Consider the following 12,312-nt stretch of genomic DNA (forward strand, 5'->3'; position numbering starts at 1 on the left):
AGGAGGATCCATGTGCGAGTTCGATCCCGAGTGCGACGGTGCCGACGACCTGATCGGCGACGCGCTCGCTCAGATCACCGACGGCCGGTGGGCCGTCACCGGTGTGCTGGGCGACGCCGCTCACCCGCCGATCGCGTACACCAGCGGGCTCACCGAGCTCGGCCGGCCGGAACTGGTGATGACCGGTCTGCCGCCGCGACTCGGCGGACTTCTCCTCGACCACGCCGCACAGTCGGTGGTCGGCGACGCCGGGTTCGGGGCGGGATCGAGCGTTCCCGCGCGACTTCGCCGCCCGGTGTCGCTCCGCGCGATCGACGTGATCGACGCGCACCCGATGCGGCTCACCCGAGTGCTGTACGGCCTGCGGTTCGAGGCGGTGCAGCTGGTGTGGCCCGACGACGACGGCCGCTATCCCTGGCAGGCGGGCTACGCGATCCCGGCCCAGGTGCAGCCGCTGCTCGGAGTGCCGATCGCGGAAGCCGCCTGACCGGGGCGGCCGAGCAGCCTTACTTCTCGGCCGCCTTCGCCGCCCGCACCTTGTCGAGGGCGTCGGCCCGCACGACGACGGCGTTGGCGAGGAGCAGATCGGCGGCGACCATCGCCGGGCAGTAATCGGCGAGCTTGGCCCAGATGGCACGACCTTCCGCGTCGAGCACCGGCTGCTTGAGCCGACCGTAGGCCTGCAGGCGGCCGATGGCGGCGAACGCCATCGACTGCATCGACAGCAGCATCCACGGGTTGGCGATGGTGTCGACGCCGTCGAGCGCCTCGTTGCGTGCGGCGATCAGGTCGTACAGTTCGTGCGACGCTCGGCGGACGTCGCGGAGCATCTTGTTCACGTACAGCGGCGCCACCTGGCTCACCGGGTCCGCCATCCACTCGTCGCGCCGGTGGAAGGCCTCGATGGTGGCCGCGGTCCGCATGTCGACGTCCACCAGTGGGCCGGGAACGATGCGGAAGCGTTCGAACAGCACCTCCACCTGGTCGCGACCCATCGCGCCGACGGCGAGGACGTTGCGGTCGAAGACACCGGTTCGCGGATCCCCCATCCGTCCGCTCGCGATCAAACGCAACAGGTCGTCGCCGCCGCGGGTGGCGAGGTACGACTGCACGTCGTCCCGGCCGGGCGCGGAGGCGTCGACCACCGCGGCGGTCGCGAGGGTGCATCCGATGTAGGGATTCGGGTGGGCGCGACCGTAGTCGGCGGGCACGGTGAAGACGCTCTCGGCGAGTCCGGAGCGGATCATCAGGGTCGGGATGCGCGCCGGTGCCACGGGGCTGTCGCCGAGCGCCAGCAGCGACGCCGTGGGATCGACGAGCAGCACGTCGTCGGCGGTCTCGTCGGACTGATCGTTGGAGTCCTCCTCCAGCGCATCGGCAGGCTCTTCGGCCGGCTCGTCATCGGTCGGTGCCGCGAAGTCGGGCGCGGGCAGCGCGTCCAATCGCAGCCAGGCCGCCGTCAGATCGTCGCCGGTGCGGTCGGCGGAGTTCGGTTCCACCACCGTCGCCGTCCGGACGACCAGTGCCACCTCGGCCTCGTCGGAGTCGCCGTTCTCGTCTTCGATCAGCGCGACCAGACTGCCACGCAGCAGTCGCTTCGCGGCCTCCGTGACCGTGCGGGTGCCGATCGAGAACTCGGTGCCCGCCTGCGATTGCGCCTCCCACTCGCGGACGATGTCACCGTCGCCGTCCAGCAGTGCGAAGGAGACGTCGAGGGCGCCCGGGACACGGACGGTCAGCCGGCCTGCGGCGGTGTCGTCGACACCGATCTCGGGCAGCTCGGTCCGCCACACGGCGGGTCGGCCGGGATGCTCGAACCGGATCTCCGCGTGCGGCGGTCGTACCGACAACTCCAGGTCGACGTCGTGACCGCTGACCGTCGTGACGCGCGTGATGTCCTCGGGGCCGAAGTCGAGATCGGCCTCCGCGATCACCAGGTCGGTCTCGGCCGAGAGCTCGGTGGTCGATGTGGTCAGGCCTGCGGCCTGCGGCAGCCGGAACGCCGGATCGTGCGCGACCTCGAGGCCCTCGGCGATCACGACGGTCAGGCGGAGGTCGAGTCCGTACGAGTCGCCGGCCGCGATCTCGTAGCGGCCGACGAGGGGTTCGTCGAGGCCGTCGAACGGGTCGGCCGAGGTCACGTAGTCCGCGGACGCCCACGGGTAGTCCACCAGCCATTCCCTGGTGCCTGCGCGACGCACGCGCACCCGCCACTCCTTCACGTCGTCGCCGTCGTGCACGGGCAGATCGACGAGGGGCCGCTCACCGTAGACGCGTTCGCCACCGAGGGTGGTGACGCCGGTGACCGTCTCGGGCAGTGCGTAGGTCGGCGTCTCGGTGGGCAGGATGCGGCGGGTGCGGCCGAGCTTCCCGTCGCGCTTGACGCGCAGTTCACGGTGGCCGGCGAGGTCGACGACACGCAGTTCCCAACCGTCCCACGGCGCCGGACGACGGTCGGTGACGGCGATCTTCGCGCGGGTTCCGGAGACGAGGTCCACGTCGTGCGGCACCAGGACGGTCACCTCCCCTGCAGGCAGCGACTCGAATCGCGACACGGCACGACCGTCCGCGCCGAACACGACGATGGGGTCGGACGGGTGGAAGATCGGCAGGACACGACGGATTCCGGAGTCGAGGTCCACCAGGACGCTCTCCCGGACGGCCACGGTCACCGGAACGGCCGCCGATTCACCGGCTGGGACCCTGCCCTGCTCGGGAGCTTCGCCGTTCCACACGCGCCACAGCGCATCGATCTGACCGCCGGGGATCAGCACCTGGATCTCGCCGTCGGCGTCGTTGAGCCGCAGGCGCGGGAATCCTACGGTGCACAGGCGCTGCGCGGCATCGCCCTCGAGGAAGGGCTTGGTGCGCAGACGGTCGATCACGGCCGTCAGCACGGCGGGCGGCAGGTCGGCGGTGGTCGGGGTGATCGCATCGAGCGCCCACTCGTCGGGGTGCGCGACGGTCGCGACCAGCAGGTCGGTGATCCGGTTCAGGATGCCGACGGCCAGGGCCGGTGCGTGCTGGAACAGCATCCAGTAGCCGTCGGGCAGTTCTGCGCGCCGGTGTGCGAAGCCGGGTTCGGTGACCCGATCGAGGATCGCGGTGCCGCGCGGCTCGTGCCCGGCCGCCACGTGCCCTTCGACGGCGGCGACGATCGCCGAGACCGTCTCCGCGGTGAGTCCGGCGTGCAGATCGAGCAGCGGGACCACGGACGTCTCGCGCAGTCCTTCGACGTCGCGGAGCCCGAACTGGCCGAGCATGTCGCCGAACAGCTGATCGACGACGGCCTCGAACGACTTGTCTCGGTCCCGACCGATCGCGGCCCAGAACCCGTCCCAGAAGCCGACCTCCGGGGCGCTCGATCGGAGCGTCGCGTGGCCGACGAGCGCGGTGACGGTCAGCGCGGGGTAGCGCATCAGCAGGGCGATGTACGCGCCCGCCGGAATCTCCCCCATGAGCGCGCCGATCTGTTCTCGCGCGGACTCGAGTCTCTGCGGGCTCAAGGTCAACTCGAAGACGAGGTCCGCACCGGCGAACGCCTCGCTCAGTTCAGTTTCGAATCCATTCGCACGATCAGTCACCGAAGCGGTCATTCGAGCTGTCTCACACACCTTTTCGCACTTGTCACAGCACCCGGCGCCAGGACCGAAGGGTATCGGGAGGCGAGCAGTCCGATGACCACCGGGACAGAGGGACGATACCCGGTCTGACCGGCATTTCCCGCACCGGAACCGACGCTCTGTGGTCATGTTCACGCGGCCTTGACGAATCGAGCATCAGTCGACCTATGCCGGACGCCGAGCACTCTACAAAGCGTCGGAGATCATTGACACGTCGGAATATTCCGACATATTGTGGCGAGGTGCCCGACACCGATGCCGTCTTCCTCGCTCTGGCGAATCCCGTGCGCCGACAGGTCCTCGAGATCCTCGCCGCCGGACCGCAGTCCGCGGGCGACCTCAGCGAGCACTTCAGCCTGAGCAGACCGGCCGTCGCCGAGCACGTGCGGCTGCTTCGCGACGCCGGGCTCGTGAAAGACGAGGCACAGGGCCGCAGGCGGATCTACCACCTCACCGCGGAGCCGCTGACCGAGATCAGCGACTGGCTGCACCCGTTCGAGAAGTTCTGGCGAGGCCGCCTCGGCCTCCTGGCCGAACTCGCCGAGGACCTCCACCGCACCGCCGAATCGACCGACAACGACCACCGAACCGGAGACCACTGACATGACCGATCCCTCCCAGACCGCCGAGCCCGAGACCGCGACCATCGAAGTCGATCAGTTCGTGGCCGCACCGCCCGCGACCGTGTGGCGACTGCTGACCGAACCCGACCTCATCGCGCAGTGGTGGGCGCCCGGCGACGTCTCCGCCGAGGTGGGCCACCGGTTCACACTGGAGATGCCGGGATTCGGAGCCCAGCCGTGCACCGTGCTGGAGTCCGACGCCCCGCGCCGCTTCGTCTACTCGTTCACCACCGAGTGGACCCTCGCGTGGACGCTGGTGCCGGAGGGGACGGGCACCCGACTCTTCCTGGCGCACAGCGGCTTCGACCTCGCCGACAAACGCATGAACGACGCCTTCACCCGCATGGGCCCGGGCTGGCGCGACGTCGTCCTCCCTCGCCTGGCGGAGACTGCGAAGACCCTCAGCCCAGCATGACGCCCGGATTCAGCAGACCCTGCGGGTCCAGCGCGGCCTTGATGGTCGACATCAGGTCCATCACGTCGTCGCCGACCTGATCGCGGAGCCAGCCCTTCTTCAACCGACCGACGCCGTGTTCACCGGTGATGGTGCCGCCGAGGGAGATCGCCAGGTCCATGATTTGGCCGAAGGCACGGTTGGCGCGAGCGGTCTCGTCGACGTCGTTCGGGTCGTGCACGATCAGCGGGTGCGTGTTGCCGTCGCCGGCGTGCGCGATCACCGAGATCAGCACGTCGTTGTCCGCGGCGATCGCGGCGACGCCGTCGATCAGATCGGGCAGCGCGGGCAACGGGACACCCACGTCCTCGAGGAGCAGGGCGCCGAGCTTCTCGACGGCGGGGATCGCCATGCGGCGCGCGACCGTGAACGCCTCCGACTCCGCGGGGTCCGAGGTCGAGAACACCTCGTCGCCACCGCACTGCCGGAACGCCTCCTCGATCAGCGCGACCTCCGCCTCACCGGCCGGTCCGGGTGCGTCGGACTGGGCGACGAGCAGCGCCCCGGCCTCGCGGTTGAGCCCCATCTTGAGCATGTCCTCGACGGCGTTGATCGAGGCCGCGTCCATGAACTCGAGCATCGCGGGGCGGATCTGCGAGGTGACGGCCAGGACCGCTTCGCTGGCCGCGCGGACCGTCGGAAAGGAGCCGACCACCGTGCACGCGGCGGCCTGCGGCGGCAGCAGTCGGAGGGTCACCTCGGTGACGATGCCGAGCAGCCCCTCGCTGCCGACGAACATCTTCGTCAGCGGCAGTCCCGCCGAGTCCTTGAGCTGCTTGCCACCGACCCGCATCGCACGGCCGTCCGCGAGCACCACCTCCAGTCCCAGCACGTAGTCGACGGTGACTCCGTACTTGACGCAGCAGAGTCCGCCAGCGTTGGTCGCGACGTTGCCGCCGATGCTGCAGATCTCGAACGACGACGGGTCCGGCGGGTACCAGAGGCCCTTGTCTGCGGCCGCCTGCTTCACCTCGGCGTTCAGCATGCCCGGCTGGGCGACGGCCGTCCGGGTCGCGGTGTCGATCGTCAGCTGGCGCATCTTCTCGGTGGAGATCATCACGGCGCCGTCGACGGCGGTGGACCCGCCGGACAGACTCGTGCCCGCCCCGCGCGTGGTGATCGGCACGCCGGCCTCCGCGCACCAGCGGACCGCGGTCTGCACGTGCTCAGTGGTCATCGGCCGGACCAGCGCCAGCGGCGTGCCCGCATCGGGATCGTTGGCGCGGTCGTAGCGGTACGCCCCGAGGATGTCGGGATCGACGATCACCATCCCCGCAGGCAGCGAGTCGATCAGCTGGGACAGTTCGGGAGTGCTCATGGGACAACGATAGGCATCTCGTACCGCTCGCCGTCGGCCAACCGACCCTTGACCTCCGCGCGGCCCCGGCATAGCGTTCCGTTCACAACAATTTTCCGTGACTCGTGGTTACGCATAATCTTGCGAGTTCGTCGACGGGAGTGCTCATGAAGACCTTTTCGCGTGCCGGACTGACCTTCGACGTCGCCGACTCCGGCGGCAGTCCCGAGAACGGGACCGTGATGCTCCTGCACGGTTTCCCCCAGACGTCGTACTCGTGGCGCCATGTCACGCCGCTGTTGAACGCCCGCGGCTACCGCACCATCGCGCCCGACCAGCGCGGCTACTCGCCGCAGGCCCGGCCACGCGGCCGCTTCGCCTATCGCATCGCCGAGCTGGTCGCCGACATCGAGTCGCTGATCATCCAGTCCGACGCCGGTCAGGTCCACCTGGTGGGCCACGACTGGGGCGCGCAGGTCGCATGGGTGCTGACCGCCACCCGGCCGGATCTCGTCAGCACGCTGACGACCGTGTCGGTGCCCCATCCGGCGGCGTTCGTCGCGTCGATGACGCAGAGCGACCAGCTGCGTCGCTCCTGGTACATGGCCGCGTTCCAGCCGCCGAAGCTCCCGGAACTGCTCATCGACCGCAAGCCCGAACTCCTCGACCGGATGCTCGCCGACACCGGCATGGACGCCGACATGATCGCCGACACCCATCGTCTCGTCGTCGATTCCGGAGCGCTGACCGGCGGCCTCAACTGGTATCGCGCACTCCCCTTCGGCAAGCCCGGCAAGATCGGCAAGCGCATCGTCGTTCCGACCACGCATGTCTGGAGCACCGGGGACACCGCCCTCGCGCGGCGCGGAGCGGAGCTGGCCGGGCGTCACGTCGACGCCGACTATCGGTTGGTCGTCCTCGAGGACGCCACCCACTGGATCCCCGAGCAGAATCCCGACCAACTGGCCGAGATCATCCTCGACCGGATCGAGAACTGAGCGGCGTCAGCCGACGGTGGCGATGACCAGGTCCTCGCCGCCGATCGGGCTGAGCCCGTCGTCGCGGTCGGCGAAGTACTTCGCGTGCAGGTCGGTCAAGGTCATCCCCCGCACGTCGGCGAATCCAGCATCGCGCGCCAGTCCGACGGCGTCGTCCGGCGCCAGCAGACTCAGCCACGGATGGCCCGAGGCCTTCGCGCTTTCGGCCGCGCCCCGCAGGATCGGCTGAATCTCCGGCGGCGCCATTTCGATCGGGCGCGAGAAGCTGAACACGATCGACGATCCGGGTGCGAGCGATGCCGCGGCCCGCGGGGTGTCCGTGATGGCCGCACGGGTCAGGTACATGGTGACGCCGAGCAGGGAGATCGCCGTCGGCGCCGACGGGTCGAGGCCCGCCGCCACCGTTGCGTCGAGCCACGACTCGCCCGCCTCGAAGTCGACCGGAACCAACACCGGGGACGATCCGAACGTCGGCCCCAGTTCCGGGAGGCGCCCGCGCTTCCAGGCCTGCGTCTCCGGGGCGTCGACCTCGAAGACCGTCACCGCGCCCGTCTGCCGCTGCGCGGTGCGGACGGCGGTCGTATCGGGGCTGTCAGTCATGGGCGTCCTTTCTCTCCAGTGCCTTCCATACTCTCCCCAACACGATCAAGAAGTATTTGAAGTCGCTTTCGCCCTGTGCTTGACTTCTCCCAGGTACGGTTCGCACCGTTCCGACGTGGGGGAAGCCGCCGGACTTCTGCACAAAGTGACCACCGAGCGCATGCGCCGGGGCACTTCTCATCAACCGGCTCACTCTGGGGAGAGACATTGAAAGCATTTCGTAGGGCACTGCTGGCCATCGGCGCGGCAGCGATCGCACTGAGCCCGGCCGCCGTCGCGACCGCCGCACCGGCCGCCACCGTCGGCGGAGGCAGCGGCATCGTCGTGAACAGCAAGTCGCTGTGCACCGTGACCACCGTCGGCCACGACCGCGGCGGCCGCCTCGTCGCACTGACCGCGGGACACTGCGGCAACCTCGGCGACTCGATCCGCCTGGAGCGCAACCGCAGTGCGGGCGTCGTCGGCCGCATCGTCACCAAGAGCAAGACCTGGGACGTCGCCGTCGTGCAGCTCGACTCCAGCCGGGTCCGCGGTGTCCGCAGCGTCGGCAAGGCCCGCATCAACGGCGTCGGCACCTACCCGGCACCACTGAACGACGTGTGCAAGTCCGGTCGCACCACCGGCTTCAGCTGCGGCCCCACCCTGCTGCTCGACGGCCCGGTCGCGATCAACTACGTCTGCGCCGCACCCGGCGACTCGGGCGGCCCGATCATCAAGAACGGTCGCGTCGTCGGCATGCTGAACGCGATCATGCGCGTCGCCGGCCCGGGTACGCCCGCCATCGAGTGCATCAGCCCGGCGTTCCCGGTGTACAGCCCGATGGTCGCCACCAAGATGACGGACATCCTGAAGGTCCTGAAGTCGGCGCCGAACGCCGTCGGCTCGGGTTTCCGCACCCTGTAGCACCGTCCAAAACGACGGAGGGCCCCGCGACCGACAAGGTCGTGGGGCCCTCGCGCTACGGTCGTCACCATGGCCGATCACAGCGATTACCGGATCGAACGATCGTCGAAGGCACGCCGCCGCAGGTACACCACCGAGGACGCCATCACCGACGCCGTCCCGTTCGGCTCGTGGCGCGAACTCGTCGACGGGGTCGAAGCCGTCACCTGGCCGCGCAACGATCACCGGCCCGACCTTCGCCTGGAGTTCTTCGTCGACCACCGCGACGACCCGTTGGAGATCTTCGTCCAGCCCGTCGGCGGTGACTTCCGGAAACGGGATCGTCGCGTGTCCTGGGCCGACGTCGCCGCCGATACCGTTCCGTCCGACTACTCACCGGCCGCCGTGGCTGCGTTGACTGCACTGATGGCGGTCCTCGGCGGCCCCGACGCAATCCGCCGGGACGGCACCCTCCCGCTGCACGACGCGGGTCCCGCACTATGGCCTGCACTCGACGCCGTCGACGAGGCGGGGGTGCGTGTCTGGTCCGGTGCGCGGCAGTCGTTCGGCTTCGTCTCGCTGGTCCGCGGCGCGACCATCGTGCACACGGTCGAGAACATCGGCGACGACGGCGTCCTCGTCTCCGCGGCGGTCCAGTTGAGTGGCAGGGCGACCGGCGGCCCCGTCCGAATCATCGGGTCCGGCGCCGTGTTCTTCGGCGAGAACGAGGGGCTGTACCTGTCTCGCTTGGATCGCGGCATCACTCCGCTGGAGAAGGCCCTGATCGAGAGCGAGCGCTGTCTGCACGTTCCCGCTGATCAGGCGCACACAGTGGAACGCGACCTGCCGTCGCACGCCTTCCGGCGCGGTCTCGACGTCGGTGAATACGGACCGATCGGCGAAAGGTCACCGGCTGCGGTCCTCGGCGTCGATGTGAACGACGACGGCGCACTTCTGCGGTGGCGACTCCGCTACCGCGACGTGCACAGCACCTGGTTGCTGGAGCCGGACGCCACCGCAGACCCGAGCACGATGCGCGATGCGAAGGCGGAAGAGGCGCTGTGGATCCGCGTGCGACCGCACCTGGAGTCGGTCGCCGGAGCGCTTCCATCGTGGCAAACCACCGTGCTCGGATTGATCAACTACGAGAGCAGTCGCGTCGGTGACGACCGACTCAGAATCCTGAACTCGATGCGCGCCCGCGCGAGCGGCCAGACCAAGGACCAGAGCCTGCGGAAGGTGCCGGTCGAGTTCCTCACGCTCGACGTCCCGATCACGAGCGAGGAGCTCGCGATGCTGCGGGACACCGTGCTCCCCCAGATCTCCGAGTCCGACGACGTCGAGGTCATCATCACCGGCGAGGAACCGCGACCGGCACTGCGGCTGGTGTGATCGCTCATCGATAGGCGCCACCTCGGCGTTCGCCGGGAATGTCGGACCTCTGCTCTAGTGTTGCGGCCATTCACCCCTTCGAGATCAGGAGGCTCCATGACGGCGACTCTCTCCCCCGTTCAGCTCGACCGTGCCCGCGGCACCCTCGTCGGCGCAGCCGTCGGCGACGCCCTGGGCGTCCCCTACGAGTTCGGTCTGCGACTCGGCAGCACCGCCGTCCCCGAGATGCGTGGCGGCGGCCTCGGCGACTTCGCCCCCGGCGAGTGGAGCGACGACACGTCGATGCTCGCCGCCATCGCGCGCGCCGGCGCACAGCACCGCGAACTCCGATCGACGGCCGCCCTCGACACCGTCGCCGCCGGGTTCCTCGATTGGTATGGATCCAATCCGCCCGACATCGGCAATCAGACACGCGCCGTGCTCGGTGCCACCGCCCGCGCGGCACACGACCAGACTCCGCTGAGCGAGGTGATGACGACCGAGTCGATCGATGTGGCATCCAAGCGCAGGCATTCAGCCGGCAATGGCGCCTTGATGCGCACGGCGCCCGTCGCGCTGGCCCACCTCGATGATCGTTCGGCGCTCGCCGAGGCGGCGGGAGCGGTCGCCCGGCTCACGCATGCCGACGACGAAGCCGTCGAATCGTGCATCCTCTGGTGCGAGTCGATCCGCGTCGCCGTCCTGTCCGGTGGACTTCACCTCGACGCAGGCCTCGAGCTGCTGCCCGCCGATCGTCGCGGTTGGTGGCGCGACCGCCTGACCGAGGCGGTCGGTCAGGATCCGCGCACGTTCACCCCGAACGGCTACACCGTGACCGCGTGGCAGGCCGCCGCGTCGTCGGCCCACCACGCGCCGGGCGACGACCGCTATCGCGATGCGGTGTTCACCGCCGTGCGCATCGGCGACGACACCGACACCATCGCCGCGATCACCGGTGCGCTGATGGGTGCGGTGTGCGGGCTGTCGGGGATCGACGACGCGTGGCGGCAACGCGTCCACGGGTGGCCCGTCGTCGACGGCGCCGAGTGGACTGCGGCCGATCTGATCGCGGCGGCCGACTCGGCGGTCGCATAGCAGGCTCCGCTAGTTTGGGGTGTCAGACGGATTGGTCGACGGGAGGAGGACCGTGCTCGGCAACCCTGGGCGGCCGCTCGTCGCCGGTCTGGATTCCGACGGCGTGGTCAGGCTTCGGTACGGCAGCCATCCGCCCGATCTGCGGACGTCCGCCCACGTTCCGGGACACCTGCTGCTTCCCGGCGGCCTGCCGATCGAGCAGGATGTCGTCTGGGTGTTCCCGAGCCTGGCGGCCGCACCCGTCACCCCGTACGCGGTCCGCGACCTCGCCCGGCAGTCGTGGGCGTTCAGTGTCGGCGCGGTCTTCCATCGCGCGTTCCGACGGCACGTGAATCACAACGAGCAGCCGATCCCGTGGACCGACGGCCTGCGACGAGCGGCGCAGGCCGCGGTCGACGAGTTGTACACGGTGCACGCGACCGACCTGCCGACCGTCGACGTGGTGGCCGGCCTCGAGACGCCGGTCGATCTGTTCGGAGCACCCAGCGAGGCCCTGCTGAACGCGGTGGCCTGGGCATTCGGTGCCGAGCACGCGCTCGCCGACGCATATCGGGACACCTACCGGCAGACCTCGACCGACATCGTCCGCTACCGATCGCGCGAGTCGCTGTTCGCGCAGGAGTGGTCTCTGATGCAGCACCGGCTCCCCGAACTGACGCGCCACTACGTGGCGAGCGCCTACGACATCCTGCAGCTGTGGACCGGCGACGGATCGTCGTGGGCCGACGTGCGGCGCGCTCGCGCGCGCAGTCTCGGCGACGAGCTGTTCGGCCTGTTCCGCGCCCACTGACCCGCCAGCCTGCACAGCCGTCGACGTCCAGAATGTCCGACCGCGGTCGTATCATCCGTGCCATGAAGGAGTTCCGATGACGAATCCGTTCAACAACCCGTTCGGCGCCCACGAACCCGACCGGACACCCAGCCCGCTGCCGGAGTGGCAGCCGATCCATCCCGCCCCGACCGCAGCACCTCGACCGATCTCGGTCGTGTCGAAGGTCTTCGGCTGGATCCTGCTCCTGTTCGGCGCGCTCATCACGATCGCCGCCCTGGTCGACTGGAGCAAACCCGGGATGTCGATCGGCATGACCTTCTTCGGCCTCACCTTCGTACTGGTCGGCCAGACGATGATCTGGCGAACGCTGCCCTGGCGGATCGCCGGTCCCGTCGCCGGCGTGTTGATGGTGATCAGCCTGCTGATCGTCGGAGCCACCTCCGAACCGAGCGCCGATCACGCCGCGGCGCACCCGATCACGGTCATCGGCTGACAGGTCCGCGACACCGTCACCGTACGTGTCATCCGGAGCCATTGTCCGACCCATGGAATACAGTCAATGAGCCCGACAGGCACGACCCCGACATCGCGCCGATT

Annotated in this window: 12 protein-coding genes; 9 read left to right on the forward strand and 3 right to left on the reverse strand. The window is 69.3% G+C overall.

Annotated features, from left to right (window positions below; translation table 11 throughout):
- Positions 1 to 10: 10 nt before the first annotated feature.
- A complete protein-coding gene (locus ACH46_RS13170; RefSeq protein ID WP_062393329.1) occupies positions 11 to 487 on the forward strand; it encodes a DUF4262 domain-containing protein in 477 nt (158 codons plus the stop codon).
- Positions 488 to 506: 19 nt separating this feature from the next.
- On the opposite strand, the gene ACH46_RS13175 is transcribed toward ACH46_RS13170, so the two are convergent.
- Positions 507 to 3,584, reverse strand: a complete 3,078-nt coding sequence (locus ACH46_RS13175; protein ID WP_226995620.1) for a hypothetical protein — start codon at positions 3,582 to 3,584, stop codon at positions 507 to 509.
- Between the two features lie 281 nt (positions 3,585 to 3,865).
- Between ACH46_RS13175 and ACH46_RS13180 the strand changes: the two genes are divergently transcribed.
- Positions 3,866 to 4,225 carry an ArsR/SmtB family transcription factor gene (locus ACH46_RS13180; protein WP_062393331.1) on the forward strand — a complete coding sequence of 120 codons (360 nt, stop codon included), beginning with the start codon at positions 3,866 to 3,868 and terminating at the stop codon, positions 4,223 to 4,225.
- 1 nt (position 4,226) lies between these two features.
- Entirely contained in the window at positions 4,227 to 4,661 is a 435-nt protein-coding gene (locus tag ACH46_RS13185) for an SRPBCC family protein (protein WP_062393332.1), read from the forward strand.
- Here the strand turns inward: ACH46_RS13185 and ACH46_RS13190 are convergent.
- Complete coding sequence (locus tag ACH46_RS13190; RefSeq protein WP_062393333.1) at positions 4,648 to 6,018, reverse strand: FAD-binding oxidoreductase; 1,371 nt, start codon at positions 6,016 to 6,018, stop codon at positions 4,648 to 4,650. The genes ACH46_RS13185 and ACH46_RS13190 overlap by 14 nt on opposite strands.
- Before the next feature lie 146 nt (positions 6,019 to 6,164).
- On the opposite strand from ACH46_RS13190, the gene ACH46_RS13195 reads away from it, so the two are divergent.
- The gene (locus ACH46_RS13195; protein WP_062395402.1) at positions 6,165 to 6,995 is read left to right on the forward strand and encodes an alpha/beta fold hydrolase; all 831 of its coding nucleotides are present in this window, start codon (positions 6,165 to 6,167) and stop codon (positions 6,993 to 6,995) included.
- Between the two features lie 6 nt (positions 6,996 to 7,001).
- On the opposite strand, the gene ACH46_RS13200 is transcribed toward ACH46_RS13195, so the two are convergent.
- Positions 7,002 to 7,595, reverse strand: a complete 594-nt coding sequence (locus ACH46_RS13200; protein WP_082399653.1) for a class I SAM-dependent methyltransferase — start codon at positions 7,593 to 7,595, stop codon at positions 7,002 to 7,004.
- A 207-nt stretch (positions 7,596 to 7,802) separates the two neighbouring features.
- On the opposite strand from ACH46_RS13200, the gene ACH46_RS13205 reads away from it, so the two are divergent.
- The 5 genes from ACH46_RS13205 to ACH46_RS13225 all read left to right on the forward strand — a co-directional run bounded on the left by ACH46_RS13205 (position 7,803) and on the right by ACH46_RS13225 (position 12,208).
- On the forward strand, positions 7,803 to 8,498 hold the full coding sequence (locus ACH46_RS13205; protein WP_062393334.1) for a S1 family peptidase: 696 nt from the start codon (positions 7,803 to 7,805) through the stop codon (positions 8,496 to 8,498).
- Positions 8,499 to 8,567: 69 nt separating this feature from the next.
- Positions 8,568 to 9,869, forward strand: a complete 1,302-nt coding sequence (locus ACH46_RS13210) for a hypothetical protein (RefSeq protein ID WP_062393335.1) — start codon at positions 8,568 to 8,570, stop codon at positions 9,867 to 9,869.
- 96 nt (positions 9,870 to 9,965) lie between these two features.
- Positions 9,966 to 10,943, forward strand: a complete 978-nt coding sequence (locus ACH46_RS13215; RefSeq protein WP_062393336.1) for an ADP-ribosylglycohydrolase family protein — start codon at positions 9,966 to 9,968, stop codon at positions 10,941 to 10,943.
- A gap of 52 nt (positions 10,944 to 10,995) precedes the next feature.
- Complete coding sequence (locus tag ACH46_RS13220) at positions 10,996 to 11,733, forward strand: hypothetical protein (protein ID WP_062393337.1); 738 nt, start codon at positions 10,996 to 10,998, stop codon at positions 11,731 to 11,733.
- A 76-nt stretch (positions 11,734 to 11,809) separates the two neighbouring features.
- A complete protein-coding gene (locus tag ACH46_RS13225; protein WP_062393338.1) occupies positions 11,810 to 12,208 on the forward strand; it encodes a hypothetical protein in 399 nt (132 codons plus the stop codon).
- The last annotated feature ends 104 nt before the right edge of the window (positions 12,209 to 12,312 follow it).

This window comes from Gordonia phthalatica (assembly GCF_001305675.1).
GTDB lineage: Bacteria > Actinomycetota > Actinomycetes > Mycobacteriales > Mycobacteriaceae > Gordonia > Gordonia phthalatica.